Annotated in this window: 19 protein-coding genes; 16 read left to right on the forward strand and 3 right to left on the reverse strand. The window is 65.9% G+C overall.

The features are described from left to right. Window positions 1–7: 7 nt before the first annotated feature. Entirely contained in the window at window positions 8–973 is a 966-nt protein-coding gene (locus ACIGJB_RS09040; RefSeq protein WP_483729538.1) for a DMT family transporter, read from the reverse strand. A gap of 179 nt (window positions 974–1,152) precedes the next feature. On the opposite strand from ACIGJB_RS09040, the gene dapC reads away from it, so the two are divergent. From dapC to ACIGJB_RS09085, 9 genes are all read left to right on the forward strand, one after another. After that, window positions 1,153–2,352 carry a succinyldiaminopimelate transaminase gene (gene dapC, locus ACIGJB_RS09045; RefSeq protein WP_483729539.1) on the forward strand — a complete coding sequence of 400 codons (1,200 nt, stop codon included), beginning with the start codon at window positions 1,153–1,155 and terminating at the stop codon, window positions 2,350–2,352. A gap of 204 nt (window positions 2,353–2,556) precedes the next feature. Next, window positions 2,557–3,384: a 2,3,4,5-tetrahydropyridine-2,6-dicarboxylate N-succinyltransferase gene (gene dapD / locus ACIGJB_RS09050; protein WP_483729540.1), complete on the forward strand. Its 828-nt coding sequence runs from the start codon at window positions 2,557–2,559 to the stop codon at window positions 3,382–3,384. A gap of 113 nt (window positions 3,385–3,497) precedes the next feature. Further along, on the forward strand, window positions 3,498–3,857 hold the full coding sequence (locus ACIGJB_RS09055; protein WP_483729541.1) for a hypothetical protein: 360 nt from the start codon (window positions 3,498–3,500) through the stop codon (window positions 3,855–3,857). 25 nt (window positions 3,858–3,882) lie between these two features. After that, the gene (locus ACIGJB_RS09060; protein ID WP_483729542.1) at window positions 3,883–4,230 is read left to right on the forward strand and encodes an ArsC family reductase; all 348 of its coding nucleotides are present in this window, start codon (window positions 3,883–3,885) and stop codon (window positions 4,228–4,230) included. Between the two features lie 16 nt (window positions 4,231–4,246). Then, window positions 4,247–5,398, forward strand: coding sequence for a succinyl-diaminopimelate desuccinylase (gene dapE / locus ACIGJB_RS09065; protein ID WP_483729543.1), 1,152 nt, complete (start codon window positions 4,247–4,249; stop codon window positions 5,396–5,398). A 43-nt stretch (window positions 5,399–5,441) separates the two neighbouring features. After that, window positions 5,442–6,335 (forward strand): 50S ribosomal protein L3 N(5)-glutamine methyltransferase, encoded by an 894-nt coding sequence (prmB, locus tag ACIGJB_RS09070; RefSeq protein WP_483729544.1) that lies wholly within the window; start codon window positions 5,442–5,444, stop codon window positions 6,333–6,335. A gap of 157 nt (window positions 6,336–6,492) precedes the next feature. Further along, entirely contained in the window at window positions 6,493–7,749 is a 1,257-nt protein-coding gene (locus ACIGJB_RS09075; RefSeq protein WP_483729545.1) for an MFS transporter, read from the forward strand. Window positions 7,750–7,913: 164 nt separating this feature from the next. Beyond that, entirely contained in the window at window positions 7,914–8,924 is a 1,011-nt protein-coding gene (locus ACIGJB_RS09080) for a CAP domain-containing protein (RefSeq protein WP_483729546.1), read from the forward strand. 208 nt (window positions 8,925–9,132) lie between these two features. Then, the gene (locus ACIGJB_RS09085; protein ID WP_483729547.1) at window positions 9,133–9,687 is read left to right on the forward strand and encodes a cysteine peptidase family C39 domain-containing protein; all 555 of its coding nucleotides are present in this window, start codon (window positions 9,133–9,135) and stop codon (window positions 9,685–9,687) included. On the opposite strand, the gene ACIGJB_RS09090 is transcribed toward ACIGJB_RS09085, so the two are convergent. Next, complete coding sequence (locus ACIGJB_RS09090; protein WP_483729548.1) at window positions 9,684–10,478, reverse strand: GntR family transcriptional regulator; 795 nt, start codon at window positions 10,476–10,478, stop codon at window positions 9,684–9,686. The genes ACIGJB_RS09085 and ACIGJB_RS09090 overlap by 4 nt on opposite strands. A 142-nt stretch (window positions 10,479–10,620) precedes the next feature. Here ACIGJB_RS09090 and ACIGJB_RS09095 point away from each other — a divergent pair, with 142 nt between their 5' ends. The 5 genes from ACIGJB_RS09095 to ACIGJB_RS09115 all read left to right on the forward strand — a co-directional run bounded on the left by ACIGJB_RS09095 (window position 10,621) and on the right by ACIGJB_RS09115 (window position 16,879). Beyond that, complete coding sequence (locus tag ACIGJB_RS09095) at window positions 10,621–12,225, forward strand: PAS domain-containing protein (protein ID WP_483729549.1); 1,605 nt, start codon at window positions 10,621–10,623, stop codon at window positions 12,223–12,225. Further along, complete coding sequence (locus tag ACIGJB_RS09100; RefSeq protein ID WP_483729550.1) at window positions 12,222–12,875, forward strand: response regulator; 654 nt, start codon at window positions 12,222–12,224, stop codon at window positions 12,873–12,875. Before ACIGJB_RS09095 ends, ACIGJB_RS09100 begins: the two co-directional genes overlap by 4 nt. Window positions 12,876–13,214: 339 nt before the next feature. Then, window positions 13,215–14,483, forward strand: a complete 1,269-nt coding sequence (locus ACIGJB_RS09105) for an amidohydrolase family protein (RefSeq protein ID WP_483729551.1) — start codon at window positions 13,215–13,217, stop codon at window positions 14,481–14,483. A gap of 26 nt (window positions 14,484–14,509) precedes the next feature. After that, window positions 14,510–15,046: a DUF1097 domain-containing protein gene (locus tag ACIGJB_RS09110; protein WP_483729552.1), complete on the forward strand. Its 537-nt coding sequence runs from the start codon at window positions 14,510–14,512 to the stop codon at window positions 15,044–15,046. 123 nt (window positions 15,047–15,169) lie between these two features. Next, window positions 15,170–16,879 (forward strand): gamma-glutamyltransferase family protein, encoded by a 1,710-nt coding sequence (locus tag ACIGJB_RS09115; protein WP_483729553.1) that lies wholly within the window; start codon window positions 15,170–15,172, stop codon window positions 16,877–16,879. Between the two features lie 79 nt (window positions 16,880–16,958). Here ACIGJB_RS09115 and ACIGJB_RS09120 read toward each other — a convergent pair whose 3' ends face one another. After that, entirely contained in the window at window positions 16,959–17,984 is a 1,026-nt protein-coding gene (locus ACIGJB_RS09120) for a helix-turn-helix domain-containing protein (protein WP_483729554.1), read from the reverse strand. Window positions 17,985–18,219: 235 nt separating this feature from the next. Between ACIGJB_RS09120 and ACIGJB_RS09125 the strand changes: the two genes are divergently transcribed. Together ACIGJB_RS09125 and ACIGJB_RS09130 are read left to right on the forward strand one after the other, a co-directional pair. Then, entirely contained in the window at window positions 18,220–19,341 is a 1,122-nt protein-coding gene (locus ACIGJB_RS09125; RefSeq protein ID WP_483729555.1) for an aromatic ring-hydroxylating oxygenase subunit alpha, read from the forward strand. Between the two features lie 33 nt (window positions 19,342–19,374). Continuing rightward, window positions 19,375–20,841 (forward strand): aldehyde dehydrogenase family protein, encoded by a 1,467-nt coding sequence (locus tag ACIGJB_RS09130; protein ID WP_483729556.1) that lies wholly within the window; start codon window positions 19,375–19,377, stop codon window positions 20,839–20,841. The last annotated feature ends 12 nt before the right edge of the window (window positions 20,842–20,853 follow it).

Consider the following 20,853-nt stretch of genomic DNA (forward strand, 5'->3'; position numbering starts at 1 on the left):
AAGCAGCTCAGGCGGCGGCTTCGGCCCCGCCCGGTACGGCTTCCGGCGCGCGCCGGCTGCGATGCACCAGCCCCGACAGCGCCCCAGCGGCCACGATGCAAAGGCCACCCGCGGCCTCCTTCCAGCTCAGCGTCTCGGTCGCCAGCCACCACGACGACACGGCCGCCACCACGATCTCGAACAGCATCAACAGCGAGACGCGGTTGGCCGGCAGGCGCTGCAGGCCGTACTGGACCACCGAATTGCTGAGCACCAGCACCGCGGCCAGCGCCGCCACCAGGGCCAACACGGCGCCGCCTGCTCCCGGGACGATGGTCACCGAGGGGCCATCGACCAGCAGCGCGCACGGCACGCCAACCGCGGTACAGCCCAGGTAGACGACCACCGTGCGTAGGCGCGCGTCCATATCTGGAAAGCGCTGCCCGGCGCGCCGCGACAGCACGTTGTTGACGGCGAAACCCATGCCGCCGGCCAGCCCGGACCACTCCGCGGCATTGCCTGGCAGCGGCAAGCCGACCTCGGGCGTCCACAGCATCAGGCCGGCGCCCGACAGCGCCAGCGCGATCAGCGCCAGGCCGCCGGCCGAGAGCCGCTCACCCAGGAACATGCGCGCGAACAGCGCGGTCCAGACCGGGGTCAAGTAGAACAGCAGCAGCACGCGCATGACGTGCCCGTTCACGCTGCCCCAGACAAAGCCCGCATTGGTCACGCCCGCGGCCAGGCCAATCGCCACAAACAGCCACGATGCGCGCATGCCGCGCAGCTGCCTGCGAAAGGCCAGCAGCGACAGGATCGCGGCCGCACAGCTCACCAGCGCCGCGGCGCTCATGCCACCCAGGCCCCAGCCCGCCAGCACGCGATACGGGAACCACGCAATGCCCCAGACCGAGGCACCGATCAGGATGGAAAGCGAGGACTTGACCGCATGGCGGTCGGCGGCGCCATGTTGCGTCGCAATATTCTTGTTGGTCATTTGGAAATGGCTACGAGGGACCAGCTTGCCGGGGGAACGCGTGGCACATCCGGCGCCGGCATCACATGCCCGTGATGCCCGGCATCCGCACACCGCATGCGCGGCGCGGGCCGCGCCATCGCACGGGAAAGGGCGCCGTTCCCTTATAATGCTGGGTTTCAACCGGCCCCATCCAGAACGTGAATCCGCGCCTCGACCTGCTCCAGCCCTACCCCTTCGAGAAACTGCGGGTGCTCTTCGCGGAAGTGAAACCGGCCGAAAAGCCGGCAATCAGCTTCGGTATTGGCGAGCCCAAGCACCCCACCCCCGAATTCATCAAGCAGGCGTTGGCCGAGTCGCTGGCGGGGCTGGCGAATTATCCCACAACGGCTGGTTCGGATGCACTACGACAGTGCATCGCCAGCTGGCTGGAACGCCGCTATGGGCTGCCGAAGGTCAGTGCCGCAACCGAGGTGCTGCCGGTGACCGGCTCGCGCGAAGCGCTCTTCGCGTTCGCGCAGACCGTGGTCGATGGCACCCGTCCCGGCGCGCTGGTGCTGTGCCCGAACCCGTTCTACCAGATCTACGAAGGCGCCGCGCTGCTGGCCGGCGCCACGCCGATGTTCGCGAACAGCGACCCGGCGCGCAACTTCGCGCCCGCGTTCGACCGCATTGCCGACGAAGTCTGGCAGAAGGTGCAGCTGCTGTTCGTCTGCTCGCCCGGCAACCCTACCGGCGCGGTGCTGTCGCTCGAAGACTGGAAGCAGCTGTTCGCGCTGTCGGACAAGTACGGCTTTGTGATTGCGTCGGACGAGTGCTACTCGGAGATCTATTTCGACGAGAGCCGCGCGCCGCTGGGTGCGCTGGAGGCCGCGCACAAGCTGGGCCGCGGCTTTGAACGTCTGATGATGTTCTCGAGCCTGTCCAAGCGCTCGAACGTGCCGGGCCTGCGCTCCGGCTTCGTCGCCGGCGACGCCGCCCTGCTGAAGAAATTCCTGCTATACCGTACCTACCACGGCGGCGCGATGAACCCGGCCGTGCAGACCGCCAGCATTGCCGCCTGGAACGACGAAGCCCACGTGCGCGAGAACCGCGCCGCCTATGTGCGCAAGTTCAGCGAGGTCACGCCCATGCTGGCCGAGGTGCTGGACGTGGCGCTGCCCGACGCCGGCTTCTACCTGTGGGCCGATGTCTCGCGTACCGGCCTGACCGATGTCGAGTTCGCCGCGCAGCTGCTGGCGGCGCAGAACGTCACGGTGCTGCCGGGCAGCTACCTTGCACGCGAAGCAGGTGGCATCAATCCCGGTGCAAACCGCGTGCGCATGGCGCTGGTCGCCACGCCCGAGGAATGCCAGGAAGGCGCGCGGCGGATCGTGGAATTCTGCAAGTCGTTGGGCTGAGGGGCGTTATCTCACAACCACCGGTTTGCTCCCCTCTCCCGCTTGCGGGAGAGGGGCTGGGGGAGAGGGCAAGCGGTTCTACCAGCGTGATGCCTTGCTAGACCACCCCTCTCCCCGACCCTCTCCGCTGAGGGGAGAGGGAGAAAACAATTGGCACAGTCCAGCAGCCGAACATTCAACCATTCAACACCTGAGAAGACGAACATGACGCAAGCTCTGCAAGCCCTGATCGACCAGGCCTGGGAAGACCGCACCAGCCTGTCGCCGAAGTCCGCCCCCGCCGATATCCGCGAGGCCGTCGCCAATGTCATCGGCCAGCTCGACGCCGGCACCCTGCGCGTGGCCGAGAAGCAAGGCAAGGACTGGATCGTCAACCAGTGGGTCAAGAAGGCCGTGCTGCTGTCGTTCCGCCTGGAAGACAACGCGCCGATGAGCGCCGGCGGTTTTGCCCAGTTCTACGACAAGGTCCCGACCAAGTTCGCCAACTGGAGCGGCGACGACTTCGCCAAGGCCGGCTTCCGCGTGGTGCCGCCCGCCGTGGCCCGCCGCGGTTCGTTCATCGCCAAGAACGCCGTGCTGATGCCGTCGTACGTGAACATCGGCGCCTATGTCGATGAAGGCACCATGGTCGACACCTGGGCTACCGTCGGTTCGTGCGCGCAGATCGGCAAGAACGTCCACCTGTCGGGCGGCGTGGGCATCGGCGGCGTGCTGGAACCGCTGCAGGCCAACCCGGTCATCATCGAAGACAACTGCTTTATCGGCGCCCGCTCGGAAGTCGTGGAAGGCGTGATCGTCGAAGAGAACTCGGTCATCTCGATGGGCGTGTACCTGGGCCAGTCGACCAAGATCTATGACCGCGAAACCGGCGAAATCACCTATGGCCGCGTGCCGGCCGGTTCGGTCGTGGTAGCGGGCAACCTGCCGTCCAAGGATGGCAAGTACAGTCTGTACTGCGCCGTGATCGTCAAGAAGGTGGACGCGCAGACCCGCTCAAAGACCAGCCTGAACGACCTGCTGCGCGGCGACTGATCGCCCGCGGCTGGCCCGGCTCGATGCTCCGCCTCGCGGGGCCGCCGGCCGGGCCTTTCCCTGCTTCACCCCGCCACACCGCCCGCGACGTGCCCTCCCTCCGCAAGCGACTCATGGCCCTGGATCCTGCTACCGTCAGCACCGTGCTCTCCCTCCTGCCCACGATCCTCGAACAGGCCAACAAGACCATCGACAAGATCAAGAAAGGCCGGCGCAAGGATGACGGCTCCGATGGCGCCGCGCCGGAAACGCGCGACCCGGCCGCACGCATCGCGGAACTGGAAGCCGCCGCCGTGCAGCAGGCCGAGGCAGTCAAGCTGCTCGCCGAGCAGCACGCCATCACCATCGACGCCCTGCGCAAGGAAGCCGCGCGGCTGGACCGCCGACTGCGCCTGATGACAACCGTGGCAATGGCTGGCGTGGCGCTTGGCCTTGGCGGCCTGGTGATCGCCCTGAACCTGCTTTTCCGCTGAACATCCGCACGAGATCTCACCCGCCATGACCGTCCTGCTCTACGGCATCCCGAATTGCGACACCGTCAAAAAGGCCCGCACCTGGCTGGATGCCAACGGCGTCGCCTACACCTTCCACGATTTCAAGAAGCAAGGCGTCGATGAAGCCATGCTGCGCGGCTGGCTCAAGCACGTGCCGCTGTCGACCCTGCTCAATCGCAAGGGCACCACCTGGCGCGCGCTGTCGGACGCCGACAAGGTCCGCGCCGAGGAAGAAGCCGGCGCCATCGCGCTGATGCAGCAAAGCCCTTCGCTGATCAAGCGTCCGGTGCTTGCGCACAACGGCAAGGTCAGCGTGGGTTTTACCGCCGACCAGTACGCCAGCCAGTTCTGAATTTTTCCGTCCTCCCATGACCGCCACCCTTGCCCTCACCGAAGACTTGATCCGCCGCCGCTCCGTCACGCCCGCGGACGAAGGCTGCCAGGCCGTGCTGGAAACCCGCCTGAAGGCGCTTGGCTTCGCCTGCGAAGCGCTCGTCAGCGGCCCCGACGATTTCCGCGTGACCAACCTGTGGGCCGTGAAGCGCGGCACGCAAGGGAAGGACGGCAAGCTGCTGGCCTTCGCCGGCCATACCGACGTGGTGCCGACCGGCCCGCTCGAGCAGTGGAACTCCGACCCGTTCGAGCCGACGCACCGTGACGGCCGCCTGTTCGGCCGCGGCGCCGCCGACATGAAGACGTCGATTGCCGGCTTTGTCGTGGCGGTCGAGGAATTCGTCAAGGCGCATCCGGACCATGCCGGCACCATCGCTTTCCTGATCACCAGCGACGAAGAAGGCCCGGCGCATGACGGCACCATCAAGGTGGTCGAGGCCCTGAAGGCGCGCGGCGAGCGGCTCGACTACTGCGTGATCGGCGAACCCACGTCGGTCGACACGCTCGGCGACATGGTCAAGAACGGCCGCCGCGGCTCGCTGTCGGGCAAGCTGGTGGTCAAGGGCGTGCAGTGCCATATCGCCTACCCGCACCTGGGCCGCAACCCGATCCACGAAGCCGCCCCCGCGCTGGCCGAACTGGCCGCGCAAGTGTGGGACCAGGGCAATGAATACTTCCCGCCGACGAGCTGGCAGATGTCGAATATCCACGGCGGCACCGGCGCGACCAACGTGATTCCGGGCCACGTCACGATCGACTTCAACTTCCGCTTCTCGACCGCGAGCACGCCGGAAGGCCTGAAGTCGCGCGTGCATGCGATCCTGGACCAGCACAAGCTCGAGTACTCGCTGGACTGGACGCTCGGCGGCGAGCCCTTCCTGACGCCGCGCGGCGAGCTGTCCGACGCGCTGTCGGCCGCGATCGAAGCCGAGACCGGCGTCAAGACCGAACTGTCGACCACGGGCGGCACCTCCGACGGCCGCTTCATCGCCAAGATCTGCCCGCAGGTGATCGAATTCGGCCCGCCCAACGCGACCATCCACAAGATCGACGAGAACGTCGAAGTCCGCTTCATCGAGCCGCTCAAGAACGTCTACCGTGGCGTGCTGGAACGGCTCATTGCCTGATCGCCTGCCGATCGCACCCCTTATCGACACAGGATCCACGACCATGGCAACTCCCTCCCCGCTGCGCACCGTGCGCGACTTGCTGCGCCTGGCGGTGTCGCGCTTCACGGCCGCGCGTCTTTCGTTCGGGCACGGCAGCGCCAACGCCTACGACGAAGCCGCCTACCTGGTGCTTCACACGCTGAACCTGCCGCTCGACACGCTCGACCCGTTCCTCGATGCGCGCCTGCTGCCCGAGGAAATCGACGCGGTCATGCAAGTGATCGACCGCCGCGTCACCGAACGCGTGCCGGCCGCCTACATCACGCATGAAGCCTATATGCACGGTCTGCGCTTCTACGTCGATTCGCGCGTGATCGTGCCGCGCAGCTTTATCGGCGAACTGCTGCAGGACGGACTGGAGCCGTGGATCGGCGACACCGCCAAGATCGGCCCCGTGCTGGAACTGTGCGCGGGTTCTGGCTGCCTGCCGATCATTGCCGCCCACGTCTGGCCCAACGCGCAGATCGATACCGTCGACATCTCGCCCGATGCGCTTGCCGTGGCGCGCCGCAACGTGGCCGACTACAAGATGCAGGACCGCATCCACCTGTTCGAGGGCGACCTGTACGCACCGCTGCCGCCGGGCGCCACGTACGACGTGATCCTGACCAATCCGCCGTACGTCAACGAAGCCTCGATGCAGGCGCTGCCGCCCGAATACCAGGCCGAGCCGCGCATTGCGCTGGCTGGCGGCGACGACGGCATGGACATCGTGCGCCGCATCATTGCCGGCGCCAAGTCGCGCCTGAATCCGGGCGGCGTGCTGGTGGTGGAAATCGGCAACGAGCACGCCAATGTCGAAGCGGCGTTCCCGGACCTGGAGATCGTCTGGCTGCCCGTCAGCGCGGGCGACGAGCAGGTCTTCCTGCTGACCTACGACGCGCTGCCGGGGTAATTCCTCGTTCTACATGATGGCAACCCTGTGCCGCGGGAGAAGCAATCTTCCGCCGGCACAGGCTGCGCCCACGCAATCTGGGCGAACACCGGCCACGCATTGATTCCTCAACACGCGCAGGCTCTACACTCGCGGCAGAGATAGCGCCACTGACGCCGTGACCCCTAGCCCCACCCCCCTTCCCGGATCCCCCGCCCTGCCCGCCCGTGCCGCAACGACGCACGCTTTGCGCGGCATCGCCGTCCTGACCTTCGCCTTTGCACTCAGCCAGTTCTTCCGTTCGTGCCTGGCGGTCATGGCGCCGGAACTGCAGCACGATTTCGGCCTGTCCCCGGCCGGATACGGTGCTTTGTCCTCTTCGTTTTTCCTGGCCTTTGCCGTGGCCCAGATCCCGGTTGGCATCGCCTTCGATCGCTATGGCGTAGGCCGGCCCACGGCCGGAATGCTGGCGATCGGCGCGGTATCGTCGATCCTTTTTGTGCTGGCGCCCAACGGTGCAGTGGCCACGCTGGCGCAGGTCGGGCTGGGGCTGGCGTGCGCGCCGGTATTCATGGGCCTGCTGCATTTCGCCTCGGAGCAGCTGTCCGAGCGCGACTACACGCAAGTGGTCAGCAAGTCGAACGCCATGGGCATGATCGGCGCCTTGTGCGCGACCGCGCCGCTGGGCTGGGCGACCGAACTGGTGGGCTGGCGCCCGTCGATGGCGGTATCGGCACTGGGCATGGTCGTCGCCGCGTGGGGCGTCTGGCGCTTCGTGCGAGACACCGGCCACGCTGAGGCGCGCAGCGCCTCGTGGCCGTCCATGCTCACGCAAAGCGCCCGGCTGCTGGGGCTGGTGCCGCTGTGGACGCTGATCCCGCTGTGCGTGGCCATGTCCGCCGGCACGGCCTTCCGCAATGCATGGAGCGGGCCTTATCTCGCCGATGTCTACGGACTCAGCTCGGGGTCCCGCGGCGTGGCGCTCACGCTGCTGAGCGTGGCCGGATTCCTCACCGCCTTCCTGCTGCCCGTCCTGGTACGGCGCAGCACGCTCAAGACCGCCATCCTCGCGTGGTCCTTGCTGTCGATGTCCGGTGGCGTGCTGCTGACGCTGTGGCCCGCCTCCGGCGTCGCGAGCGGCGTGGCGATGATGGCCCTGCTCTCAACCATCGGCATGCTGCATCCGCTCGTGATGGCGCAGGGCCGCAGCCTGATCCCGCCATCCAAACGCGGGCGCGGGCTGGGGTTGCTCAATACCTTCGTGTTCCTGGGCTCCGCGCTGACGTCGTGGGGCTATGGGCTGATCGCCAATATGGGCCATCTGCAGCGTTGGGGCGAGCCCGCGACGTATGCGGCGATCTTCCTGTCGGCGGCCGTCCTGGTGGCTGCAGCGCTGGTGCCCTATTTCTTCAGTCCGGCGCAGGGCAATCATTAGTTTCAGGGCTGAATAAGCCCGAACGCAGCCGCTCCGCCTGCAGGCATGCGGGCTCCTGTACACGAATCTTCACCCTTTCACGTTAAGCCTCCGGAAGCGGATCAGCCGACGTCCTACGCGGACCATGAGCTCTCGCTTGGTCAGATAAAAACAACCCGGAAAACGTGAGAAAGAGCCTCCTCGCATGCGCCGCGACGTCTGCCGTCGTCGTGGTTTGCGCCAGCATTGACAGCGCCGGCGCCACCCCTCCCACCATCGTCGCAAACCTGTCGCGCAAACCGACCCTCGGCAAGGAGCTATCTCCTTCCGCTGCGGCCGGAATCCCACATAAATCCACTTACTTCCGCACCGATCCGCGCTTCGAATTCTTCAACGCGCTCAACGCCCTGCGCATCGCAATGGGCGTAGGCGCGTTGCGCCAGGACCCCGCCCTCGACGCTGCGGCCGAAAACCACCTCGAGTATATGAAGCTCAACGCGGTGATGAGCCATACGGAGATCCCCGGGAATCCCGGCTTCACCAGCCCCGATCCGTACCGCCAGGTGCTCGCCGTGGGCGGCGCGCACCAGCAATGGGTCGGCCAGAATGCCTACAACGGCGACATCGGCCGCTGTCTGGCCGCGCTGGCGAACTCGGTTTATCACTTGCAGGGGATCACCAGCAATCAGGAAACCATCGGCCTCGCCATGCGTGACAATTACTGCGTGGCGAACTTTGGCGTGGTGACCTCGGCGGGAACGGGAGGCTATGGCCTCGCCCAATGGGGCGGCCAGCAGCTGCCTCCCGGCGCTGCCGCGCACTACCCCGCCAACAATGCCAGCGTGCACGGCCTGTTCATTCCCGCTGACGAGACCCCGAATCCGGCGCCCGACCTGGCCGCCGCGGGCACCCCAATCATGTTCCGGGTCAATGTGGAAAAACCGGCTGACGTGCTGACGGTTTCAAGTTTCACGCTGACAGGCCCACGCGGCGATGCCGTGCCTGCTCGCATCCTGGTGCCGGCCGAATCGAAGGCTGGCTCGGTGGCTTCGGCTATCGCGGACGCGGGCCTGTATCGCGGCGTGGTGTTCCTGCTGCCAACGCAGCCCATCGCTGCCGGCACTTATACCGCGAGCTTTGCCGGTGCGCGAAACGGCGTGGCGATCAACAAATCGTGGCGCTTTACGGCGTATTGAGGCGGCTGCGCCGGCGGCTCAGCCGCGAAACTGCTGGTCGATTTTCTTCAGGGCCGGGCAAGCGTCAGATGAAGCCGGCCATCCAGACAGGCGTTTCAATCGTGATTCAGCCTTGGGCGCTTGCCATCGCCCGTTTTCACGATAGGCGCACGTGCCGCGTTGCACTACGCTCGAAGCAAAGAATCACAACAGTGAAACCGGGGGAATCATGGCTGATCGGATGTCGTGCGCGACGGGTCGGCGATCGGGGGCAGACGATCCGCTGCTGGGCTGCTTGCTGTGGGTGAACCGTGCCCTGCAACGGCCGGTGTCCTCCGCAGCCCTGGCGGAAACGGGCGCTGTGGACGGCATGCAGCTGACGTTACCGCTGCTTGGCGTCGCAGCGGCGCATCTCGGCTTGTCGACGCGGCTGGTGGATTGCAGGATCGACGAGATATCGGACACCAAGCTGCCCGCCATCCTCTTGCTCGACGGAAACAGGCCATGCGTGCTGCTCCGGCGCTGCGATGACGGACGGCTGATCGTCGCCCTGCCAGGTTGGGGCGGCGGCGCGCAGGACGTCGGTCACGATGAACTGCTGGCCCAGTACAGCGGACGCGCAGTGTTGGCACAGCCCGCTTCAAGGCTTGCATCGGCGGCCGATCCTGAATTTCCGCAGCCTTGCCCACCGGTGCATGGACCGATGACCGAATCAGGTCGACCGCGGCGTCTCTGCACGGAGCTCTGCTGCGCCATCGAGAACCTGGCAGAGACATTCACCTAGCCGCCGGCGAAGATTGCCTTGACGTCGGGAACTTCCTCTGCGCGCTGCGCCTGCTCTACTACTCGCCTTTCGATGTCGTCGAGATGCGCGCTCATCTTGTCGATGGTGGCCTGCACATCCCCGGTTCGCAGCGCCTCGACCAGCTCACGATGCTCGATCGGCGCGCATTCGATGAATTCCGCCGGGTCGTAGAGCGCCTTGTAGAGCTCGGTCTTGGTGAGCAGCCGCCCCACGAACGCCAGCAGGTCGGCGCTGCCAACCATTTCGGTCAGCAGTGCATGGAAGCCACCGGCAAGGCGGATCGATTCTTCGCGGCGATGCGCATGCAGCGCCGCCTCCTCCGCCTCTACGTGTTGCAGCAACCGGGCAAGCTGCGCGTCGTCAAGACGACCGCATAACGTCACCACGATACCTGCCTCGACAGCGCGGCGCGCGCAATAGACCTGACGGATGTCCTCCACCGAGGGGCGCGGCACGTAGGCGCCACGATTGGGCTCCAGGTCGAGCTTGCCCTCGACGCCCAGGCGCGCCAGCACTTTGCGCACCGCGCCTCGTGTGCAGTGGAACGCCTCCGCCAGGCTGCGCTCGCGCAGCGGCATGCCGGGTCGCAGCTTGCCGCCCAGCAACGCGGCGCTGATGGCCGCGTAGATACGATCTTCCACACCCGGTTCGGCAGGCGGCTCAGGCGTTACCTCGCGTTGCGGTCCGGTGGCGATAGGGGAAGCACTCGACGTTGACATGTGGCGGCTCTGAAGTGGCGCTCGATTGTAGGGGATACCGGCAATGGTCATCCATTCTTGGGGAAATCACCAACAACCATGGTTGACCAAATTGGATAGACTTGGTTGACCAAGTGAGTCGCTCAGACTGCCGGGCGACGCCCTGGCGGGCAACGCGCCTGCATGACGCGCAAAAGACGCCTGATGGGGAGAAATGGTGGACATCTATGGGGAATTGCAGCGCACCATACTCAACAACATTCCCGATCAGGCCTGGCTGAAGGACAAGGACTCCCGCTACATCCTTGTCAACGAGGCCTTCGTGGCAGCGTGTGGCCAACCGGAGCACGAGATCCTTGGCCGTACGCCAGAGAAGGTCTGGTCGACGGAGTGGGCACAGGTGTATATGCGCACCGATCAGGCCGTCGTGTCGAGCGGCCGACGCAGCCGCTACGAGGAAAGCCGCATCTCCGCGGATGGCGTGCCAAGATGGTTCGACACCATCAAGACGCCCATCCGCGACGCCGACGGCGCCGTCATCGGCACCGTCGGCATCTCGCGGGACATTACCGAGCGCAAGCGCTTCGAGCGCGATATGGCGCGGCTGAACCGCCTCTACGCCCTGCGCAGCGGGATCAACAAGGCCATCACTCAGGTCGGGCGGCCCGATGCGCTGCTTTCCAGGGTCTGCCGGATCGCGGTCGAGGCCGGCGGACTGCAGCTGGCGTGGATCTGCCTGCCGGAGGATGCCACTTCAGGGGTGGCCTGCCATGCCAGCACGCAGGCGCTGCAAGAGCAGTTCATGGCTGGCGCCGAGGCTGGCTGGTACGGGCTCGGCGGTTTTTTTCCCGCCGAGCCGCGCGCATACGTGTGCCGGGATATCGCGCGACCGCGCCGCTTCGGTTCCCAGGCCCGCGTGGCCCGCTCCCTGGGGATGGGAAGCTTTGTCGCGCTGCCCCTGACCCAGTCCGGAAAGCCCGTCGGCTACTGCCTGCTGTTCGCGCGGGATGCCGATTTCTTCAGCCCCGATATCGCCCGGCTCGCCGGAGTCTTGTCGCGCGATATCTCGTTCTCGCTGGACTATATCGCCGAGGCGGCCCGCGGCCGGCAGGCGCGGGAGGAGCTGCTGGAATCCCGTTCCCGCTTGCGCGAGCTGTCCGCCCACCTGCAAACGGTGCGGGAGGCCGAGCGAACCCGCATCTCGCGCGAACTGCATGATGAACTGGGGCAGTCGCTGACCGCGCTGCGGCTTGGCCTGAACTTCCTTGAGACACAGCGGCCGGCCGCCGAGGACAGCGCGTGGCGGCAGCACGTGCGCAGGCTCAAGGAAATCGCCGACTCCACCGTGGAATCGGTGCAGCGCATCGCCGCCGACCTGCGCCCTCCGGTGCTGGATGAACTCGGGCTCTGCTCGGCCATCGAATGGCTGGCCGAATCCTTTGCGGAGCGAACCGGCTTGCGCTGCGCACTGCAACTAGCGCAGCGCGGGCGCGACTTCGGGCCGGAGATCAGCACAGGGGTCTTCCGCATCGTGCAGGAAGCGCTCACCAACGCCCGCCGCCATGGCAATGCGACAGCGGTATCGGTATCGCTCGATGAACGGGCCGGGATGCTGCACGTCGTCGTTGCCGACAACGGCTGCGGCATCGATGCGTCCCAGGCCACGCCGCGCGGCAGTCTTGGCCTGCTCGGCATGCGCGAACGCGCATTGATGCTCGGAGGGCGGCTGACAGTCTGCAATCAGGAAGCGGGGGGAACCCGCGTCGAGGCCGAGATCCCTGTCGCCTACACGCCGCCAGGGGGGCAGATGACGTCATGATACGGATCATGATTGCCGACGACCACGCCATCATTCGCGACGGTCTGAAACAGATCATCTCGACCGTGCCCGAGATGTGCGTCGTGGACGAAGCCGTCGACGGGACCGATGTGCTCGCCAGGCTGCGCAAGACCACCGCCGATATCCTGCTGCTCGACATGTCGATGCCCGGAAAGAACGGGATCGCGCTGATCCAGCAGATCCGCGCCTGCCGCGCTGCCCTGCCCATCCTGATCCTGAGCATGTATAGGGAATCGCAGTACGCCGTACAGGCCATCCGCGCCGGCGCGGCCGGCTACCTGACCAAGAACACCGAAGCCGACCAGCTGGTCGGCGCCATTCGCAAGGTCGCGCAAGGCGGAACCGTCGTATCCCCTCAGATTGCCGAAAAACTGATTCGCCAGGTGCAGCGGCCAGGGGCCGCGCTGCCGCATGCCGGCCTGACCGCGCGCGAGTTCCAGATCTTCCAGATGCTGGCAGAGGGCAGAAGCATCAACGACATCGCGCAAGCGCTGTCGCTGAGCAACAAGACCGTCAGCACACACAAGGCCAATATCCATCACAAGATGGAAATCGCATCGACAGCGGGTCTGGTGCACTACGCCATCCATCACGGCCTGATTGGCGAGGCGCCCGAGAGCTGGTCCTGAGCCACGCGTTGCGCGTATTGCGCGTATTGCGCGTATTGCGCGTATTGCGCGTATTGCGCGTATTCCCCGTATTCCGCGTATTCCGCGTATCGCCTGACCACGGCAGGCTCGCTTCCGTCTAAGAAAATCCTTAGACCAAAACCAGCCGATCCCGATGCAAGGCGCTCGCCCGCGCATCTACGCTTGAGTCAACGCAGCGCCTGTCATTCCGCCTCTTGCCTGTTTGCCCCATCCGTAGCCGATCTCGCGGCGGATGCATGAAACACCACCGACATGGACGCCGCGCCGCCTGAGAAGCCAGCAGGCAATCCAATCAAAACCTCATGCGAGGAGACACCCATGCAGACAGATCTGCTGATTCGGAACGCCTGCGTCCGCGATGACGCACCGCTGACCGATATCGCCATCGCCAACGGCAGGATCGCCGCGATCGAACCCGGCATCGACGTCCATGCGGACGAGATCATCGACGCCGGCGGCCGTGCCGTCATTCCCGGATTGATCGAGGCACACCTGCACCTCGACAAGGCGCTGCTGCACCGGCGCCTGCCAGCCCGGTTCGGCACCCTCGACGAAGCCATTCGCGTCACCGGCATCCTGAAGGGCAAGCAGGAACGCGCAGACGTGCTCGATCGCTCGCGGCAGGTACTCGACATGGCCGTCAGGAATGGCACCGTTGCGGTTCGCGCGCATCCGGACGTGGACCTGATCCAGGGCCTCATTGGCGTGGAGACGCTGCTGGAGCTGAAGGAGGAATACAACGACCTGCTCGATCTGCAGATCGTCGCCTTCCCGCAGGAAGGCATCCTGAAATCGAACGGCACCTACGCGCTGATGCACGAGGCCATGCAGATGGGGGCCGACGTGGTTGGCGGCTGCCCGTACAACGAACTGACGTGGGCCGACACCCAGCGCCATATCGACATGGTGTTCGAACTGGCCCAGCGCTATGGCGCGCCCGTCGATCTCCATGCCGACTTTGCGGACGATGCCAGCGACCAGCGCTTCGCCGCCATCTCGTACATCGCGCAGAAGACCATCGAGACCGGGTACCAGGGCAAGGTGGCGCTCGGCCACGTTACCAGCCTGGGCGCGCTCGATCCCGACGAACTTGCACCGCTGATCGAGCTGGTGCGCGAAGCCGGCATCAGCATCGTGACCCTGCCGGCCACGGATCTCTACCTGGGCGGCCGCAAGGATCGAGGCTGCCAGCGACGCGGACTGACCCCGGTGAAAGCGCTGCACAGTGCCGGCGTCAATGTTGCCTATTCGTCGAACAACGTCCGCAACGCCTTCACCCCGTTTGGCACGGCCGACATGCTGCAGATCGGCAACATGCTCGCGCATGTCGCGCAGTTCGGCGTGCCCCAGCACCAGCTCGCCGTGCTCGACATGGGGACCTACAACGCGGCCCGCGCCATCGGACTGGACGGGCAATATGGCCTCGCGGTCGGCAAGAATGCCGACCTGATCGTCCTCGACGCCTACAAGGTGGCCGACGCATTGCTGGATATTCCGCCCAGGCTCTGGGTCGTCAAGCGCGGAAGAATCACCGTCGTGACCCAGCATCGCTGTGAAATCCACCGCCACCAGTGCTGTGCGCACTGAATTGTCCTGACCACGAGGAGACCACCATGAAGAAACTGCCTGCAGAGATCGTAGCGTCGTTGCTCGCCATCACCACGGTCCTGATTGCCTTGCCTCCCTCGCACCTGCCGCCGTGGGCGATTTTCATCAGCTGGGCCGCCACCTTCGCCATGGGCGGGCCGACGGCAGAGAACCTGAAGAAGATCTGGCCGACCTTGCCGGTCGGATCGCTGTTCGCGTTCCTGATCGTGCTGTGCTTCCGTCAGGCCTCGACGCAGTTCACGGGCACGTCGTTCATCGTGGCGCAGATGGTGATCCTGTTCACGCTGAACGGCAGCATGATGTTCCTGGCCCGCGTCTTCCCGCTGCTCAGCTTTATCCCGGGGATGTTCTTCGGCTTCGCCTCGTACTTCGCCACCCTGTTCGGAGGCTTCGGACCGGTGCCGCACGATCCGGTTGCCGCGCTGGGCGCCGTGGTGGCGATGAACGCGCTCGGGCCGGCATACGCGTGGCTCAAGGAGCGTTACTCGGCCCCGGAGGGCAGCGGCAAGAAGTCATGGAGAGGATGGCAACAGGAGGCGTGAGCCCTCTTGCGGCGGGGCATGCGGCGAGCTGTCGCTGCGTGCCGCTGTCCGGCAGTCCTGTGTGGCAACCGTCAGGTCCGGCAATCCATCCGGCAGACGAAACAGATTTTCTGGGGAACGTTCATGGGTTTTCTTGACGACGCATATCCGGTTGGCGCGGGCACCACGCGCCGCAAATTTCTGGCCGGCTCTGCCGCCGTGGCGAGCGCGGCCGTACTGCCGCGCAACGGGCGGGCGGACACGCCGCCGGACCAGCGCAGGCTGGCACGCTCTACACATGGCATGGTAACCAGCCCGCACGAACTCGCCAGCCAGGCGGGGCTGGAAGTGCTGCAGGCCGGAGGCAATGCGATCGAGGCGGCCATCGCCATCGGGTCGGTGCTGAGCGTCACGTACCCGCACTTCACGGGGCTGGGCGGCGACGCGTTCCTGGTCATCAGCGACCGGCATGGCAATGTACGCTCGCTCTCCGGCATCGGCCAGGCGGCAATGCACCCGCCGGCGTACGGCAGCGCGATTCCGACACGGGGTCCAGGCGCTGCCCTGACCGCCGCGGCCACGGTGGCCACCTGGGAGCAGGCATTCGAGTTCAGCCGCAAGACATGGGGCGGCAAGCAGGCATGGTCCTCTCTGTTCTCCAGAGCCACCGAATATGCGGCCAACGGCTTCGCGGTGACGCCATCGCAGCGCTTCTGGCAGGAGTTTCGCGCCGCGGACCTGGCGGACTGGCCCGGCTTCGGCCGCGTGTTTATGCCGCAGGGAAGGATTCCGGCCGCCGGAGAGACCTTCAGGCAACCGGAACTTGCCCGCACGCTGGACCGGCTGGCAACGTATGGCGGGCGCGAATTCTACGAGGGCGACCTCGCCGGCCGCATCGCCGCCGGCCTGAAGCAGGCCGGATCGCCGCTGACCGCCGCGGACCTGGCCCGCTGCCGCGCGCGGGACGAAGTACCGCTGCGGGTGGCCTATCGGGACGGCGAACTGCTGGGCCTGCGGCCGCCCACCCAGGGCGTAACCACGCTGGAGATCATGGGCATCCTCAACCGTTTCGACCTTGCCTCGATCCCGGAAGGCAGCGCCGATTACTATCACCTGCTCGTGGAAGCCGTGAAGCTGGCCTTCCTCGACCGGAACCAGTATGTCGCGGATCCCGATTTCGCCGACGTACCGGTGGACCACTTGCTGTCCAGGCAGAACCTGGATGCCCACGCCAGGCGCATACACCTGGACAAGGCGATGCCCTGGCCACAGGTGTTCAAACCGGGCGACACGGTCTATATCGGCGCGGCCGACAGTCACGGCAACTGCGTCAGCATGCTTCAGACGGTCTATTTCGACTGGGGCAGCGGTGTTGTCGCGGGGGATACCGGCATCCTCTGGCACAACCGCGGCGCGGCCTTCAGCCTCGACCCGGCGAGCCCGAACGTCTTGCGCGGCGGCAAGCGGCCGTTCCACACCCTGAACCCCGGCATGTACCTGAAGAAAGGGCAGCCGCACCTGCTCTACGGCACGCAGGGGGCCGACGGCCAGCCACAGACGCTGGCTGCGGTCCTGACACGGCTGATCGACTACGGCATGGACCCGCTCACCGCGCTGCGCCGCCCGCGCTTCCTGCTGGGCAAGACGTTCTCCGACAGCCGGGACAGCCTCAAGCTGGAGCAGGACGCCGGCAAGCCGGTGTTCACGGAACTGGCGCGGCGTGGACACGAACTCAGCCCGCTCCCGGCCCAGAGCCAGCTTGCCGGCCATCCCGGGGCGATCCGCATCGATGCGGACGGGCGCATGACCGGGGCACATGATCCACGCAGTGACGGCATGGCACTCGGTCTGTGAAGATCCCGGCCGCGGCGTCGTCCACGCCGCGGCCTGAGGATTTGCTCCGCCGACTGACCCGGATTCCGGCCGGTCAGGTTCACCCCCGCCGCTGCCCGGTCACATCCTGCGATGCACCCACCATCGTGATCGCGTTCCCGTTCTCGTCGAGCGTCACCTCGCCCTCCTCGCGAATCTCCCGCCGGCTCCCGTCCGGCAGGAGGATCGTGAATTCCACGCGGTACGGCTGCCCGTCCACGATGGCCGCGCGGATCGCTGCCTCTACGCGCGGCCGGTCCTCTTCCACGATGGACGCCATGAATCGCTCGATCGTCACCTTGAACGCCTGGGGCGCCCAGCCGAACAGGCGGTAGGCCTCGTCCGTCCACGAGCAGTCGTCGGTCTGGATGTTCCAGTACCAGCCGCCCAGGTGGGCGATTTCCTGCGCCTTGGCCAGCAGCGCCTCGCTCTGCCGCAGCGCCGCCTCGGCGCGGCGGCGTTCGCTGATGTCGAGGCTGACGCCGATCATCTTCACGGGACGCTGGCCGAAGTCGTGCACCAGCGTTGCGCGCGACGAGATCCAGCGCGTCTGGTCTTCATGCACCACGCGGAACTCCCATTCGTGCATCTCCGGTGCGCCCAGCGCGCGCTGCAGCACCTCGCGCAGCCGCGCCGCATCGGCTGGATGCACGCAGGCCCAGAAGTCGTCCATGGTGACGATATGCCGGCCGAACAGGGCGATGTCGTTCGGGGAATAGGTCACGCTGTCGGTCAGCACGTTCCATTCCCACGTGACGATGCCCGAAACCTCCTGCGCCAATTTCATCCGCGCTTCACTCTCCATGATCTCCGTGAGGTGCTTCTGGCGCAGTCCACGCAGGTGCGGGTCAGTGATGCTGCTGGCCTCCAGGTCCGCGATGGCGCGCTCGCCATAACGCAGCCACAGCCAGTTCACGCCGAGAAATTTGGCCAGCGCGAGCAGCCGTTCGTACTCGATCTCGCCGCCCCGCGTCCATTTGTGGACCGCCGACGGCGATACCGACAAGGCCTCGGCCACCTGCTTGAGCATGACGCGCTTGTCGTCCAGCACGCCTTTGAAGCGGGTGGCGAATGTGTCTTCCGTCATCGCTTTCCCTAACCTCCGTTCAACCATCAGTGAATTAAACAACCGAAACCATACAGCATTCGCCGCTTTTTGGCGTTCCTGATAGATAACATCGATTGACCAGTCTCATTTCATCGATTTTTTGGAGTTGATGAGGCCCCGGCGGAGTCACTAGACTACGCCTCACATCACCATTGGTTACTTAATTAACCATTAGTGAATCGACACACAAAAACGACCCCACAGGAGACAAGCCATGCAACAAGCGACTGCCCCCATCTGTCCCGCCCCTGGTCAACTGGGCTACACCCTTCCGGCGCACTACTACACCTCACAGGACATCTTCGAGCACGAGAAGCGGACTATCTTCGCGCGCAACTGGATCTGCGTGATGCACCGCAGCCAGGTAGCGGAGCCGAACCAGTACGCCACCGTCAATGTGGCCGGCGAGAATGTCTTTGTCGTGCGCGGCCGCGACGGCGTGCTGCGGGCGTTCTACAACGTGTGCCCGCACCGTGCCCATGAACTGTTCCCCGAAGGTGCCGGCAAGGCCAAGAACGTCATTACCTGCCCCTACCACGCCTGGTCCTTTGGCCTGGACGGCAAGCTGATCCACGTGCGCAACGCCGAAAACGTGCCGGGCTTCTGCAAGGACAACGCCGGCCTGACCCCGGTCCGCGTGGAAGAGTTCTGCGGCCTGATCTTCGTCAACCTCGACATGAACGCCACGCCGCTGGCAGAACTGGCACCCGGCCTGAACGACGACATCCGCGCGCGCTGCCCGGACGTGGACAAGCTCGTCCCGGCGCGCAAGCTGACCTACGAGATGAAAGCCAACTGGAAGGTGGTGGTTGACAACTACCTGGAATGCCTGCACTGCCAGACCGCCCACCCGGCGCTGGTCGAGTCGATCCAGATGGAGACCTACCGGCACGAGGTGCGCGGCCTCTACACCAGCCAGGTCGGCAAGACCCGCTCGGGCAGCGACGCATTCACCTACGACAGCGACGCCCCCAACACCGAGTTCGCCGCCTACTGGCTGTGGCCCAACGTCACGCTGAACGTACTGCCCGGCGACGGCAATTACGGCGTCTTCTACATGTTCCCGGTTGACGCGGACACCACCATCCAGCACTTCGAGTTCTATTTCCGCGACGCCACGCCGACCGCCGAGCAGGAGCAGCTCATCGACTACTACAAGAACGTGCTGAAGCCGGAAGACCTGAGCATTGTCGAGTCGGTGCAGCGCGGCCTGAAGTCGCGCGGCTACCGCAACGGGCAAGGTCCGCTGCTGGTCACCGACGACCGTACGTCCGCCATCGGCGAGCACGGCGTGCAGCACTTCCAGCAGATGGTGCTCGACGCCCTCGCCGCCTGACACGCGCCCCCATACCCGAAGGAATCCAGAAACATGATCCAGACCCAGCTCTACATTGACGGCCAGTGGCAGTCGCCGCTCGAACGCGGCACGCGCGACATCCTCAACCCCGCCGACGAAGCCGTGATCGCCCAGGCCGCCGAGGGCACCCGCGCCGATGCCCGGCTCGCCATTGCCGCCGCGCGCCAGGCTTTCGACGGCCCGTGGCGCCAGACCAGCATCCGCGACCGCGCGAAACTGCTGAACCGGATCGCCGCGCTGATTGACCGCGACGCCGAGGAGCTCGCCCGCCTGGAATCTTTGAACACCGGCAAGACGATCACCGAGAGCCGCACCGACATGGGCGACATCGCCGCCACGTTCCGCTACTTCGCGGGGCTGGTGGCGTCGGAGTCCGGCGCCGTGAACGAGGCGCCGCACCATGTCATCAGCCGCACGCTGCGCGAGCCGGTCGGCGTGTGCGGCCTGATCACGCCGTGGAACTACCCGCTGCTGCAGGCCGCGTGGAAGATCGCCCCGGCGCTTGGCGCCGGCAATACCGTCATCATCAAGCCGAGCAACCTGACGCCGCTGACCACGCACCATTTCACCAAGCTGATCGCCGAGCTGGACCTGCCCGCCGGCGTCTTCAACCTCGTCACGGGCGGCGCAGAAGTGGGCGCCGAGCTGGCCGAGAGCCGCGACGTCGACCTGGTCTCGTTCACCGGCGGTGCCTTCGCGGGCGAAAGCATCATGAAGGCCGCGACCGGCAACTTCAAGCGCATCGGCCTCGAGCTGGGCGGCAAGAACCCGAACATCGTGTTTGCCGACGCCGACCTCGACGTGGCCGTCGACTATGCGCTGAACGCCGCGTTCTTCCATGCGGGCCAGGTTTGCTCTGCCGGCTCGCGCCTGATGATCGAAGACAGCATCTACGACGACTTCGTGGCAAAGCTGGCAGAACGCCTGCCGCGCATCGCGATCGGCAACGGCTTTCACGCCGAAACGCAGATGGGCCCGGTCCAGTCGGCCCAGCAGCACGAGAAGATCCTGCGCATGGTGCAGGCAGGTATCGCCGAAGGCGCCCGGCTGGTTCACGGCGGCAAGCGCCCCGAAGGTGACGTATACCGGAAGGGCTACTGGCTGGAGCCGACCCTGCTGGCCGACGTCACCGCCGACATGAACATCGCGAAGGAAGAAATCTTCGGCCCCGTGATCACCGCGGAACGCTTCCGCTCCGAGGACGAAGCGCTGCGTGTTGCCAACGACACGCCGTATGGCCTGGCCGCCGCAGTCTGGACGCGCGACCTCGACAAGGCCAACCGCATGTCGCGCGCGCTGCGCTTCGGCACGGTCTGGGTGAACGACTACCATCCGTACTTCCCGGAAGCGCCGTGGGGCGGCTACAAGGCAAGCGGCATCGGCCGCGAGCTGGCGCGCATCGGCCTGGACGAGTACACCGAACTGAAGCACAGCTATATCAACCTCGCACCGAAGGCGATGGGGTGGTTCGGCGCCTGAGCGCCGCGATCG

The organism is Cupriavidus sp. C2SS-8b, from assembly GCF_057073745.1.

Coding starts and splice junctions, on each gene's coding strand:
- ACIGJB_RS09040 (WP_483729538.1), bottom strand. CDS start 973: ATGACCAACAAGAATATTGCGACGCAACATGGCGCCGCCGACCGCCAT.
- dapD (WP_483729540.1), top strand. CDS start 2,557: ATGACGCAAGCTCTGCAAGCCCTGATCGACCAGGCCTGGGAAGACCGC.
- ACIGJB_RS09055 (WP_483729541.1), top strand. CDS start 3,498: ATGGCCCTGGATCCTGCTACCGTCAGCACCGTGCTCTCCCTCCTGCCC.
- ACIGJB_RS09060 (WP_483729542.1), top strand. CDS start 3,883: ATGACCGTCCTGCTCTACGGCATCCCGAATTGCGACACCGTCAAAAAG.
- dapE (WP_483729543.1), top strand. CDS start 4,247: ATGACCGCCACCCTTGCCCTCACCGAAGACTTGATCCGCCGCCGCTCC.
- prmB (WP_483729544.1), top strand. CDS start 5,442: ATGGCAACTCCCTCCCCGCTGCGCACCGTGCGCGACTTGCTGCGCCTG.
- ACIGJB_RS09085 (WP_483729547.1), top strand. CDS start 9,133: ATGGCTGATCGGATGTCGTGCGCGACGGGTCGGCGATCGGGGGCAGAC.
- ACIGJB_RS09090 (WP_483729548.1), bottom strand. CDS start 10,478: ATGACCATTGCCGGTATCCCCTACAATCGAGCGCCACTTCAGAGCCGC.
- ACIGJB_RS09095 (WP_483729549.1), top strand. CDS start 10,621: ATGGTGGACATCTATGGGGAATTGCAGCGCACCATACTCAACAACATT.
- ACIGJB_RS09100 (WP_483729550.1), top strand. CDS start 12,222: ATGATACGGATCATGATTGCCGACGACCACGCCATCATTCGCGACGGT.
- ACIGJB_RS09105 (WP_483729551.1), top strand. CDS start 13,215: ATGCAGACAGATCTGCTGATTCGGAACGCCTGCGTCCGCGATGACGCA.
- ACIGJB_RS09110 (WP_483729552.1), top strand. CDS start 14,510: ATGAAGAAACTGCCTGCAGAGATCGTAGCGTCGTTGCTCGCCATCACC.
- ACIGJB_RS09115 (WP_483729553.1), top strand. CDS start 15,170: ATGGGTTTTCTTGACGACGCATATCCGGTTGGCGCGGGCACCACGCGC.
- ACIGJB_RS09120 (WP_483729554.1), bottom strand. CDS start 17,984: ATGACGGAAGACACATTCGCCACCCGCTTCAAAGGCGTGCTGGACGAC.
- ACIGJB_RS09125 (WP_483729555.1), top strand. CDS start 18,220: ATGCAACAAGCGACTGCCCCCATCTGTCCCGCCCCTGGTCAACTGGGC.
- ACIGJB_RS09130 (WP_483729556.1), top strand. CDS start 19,375: ATGATCCAGACCCAGCTCTACATTGACGGCCAGTGGCAGTCGCCGCTC.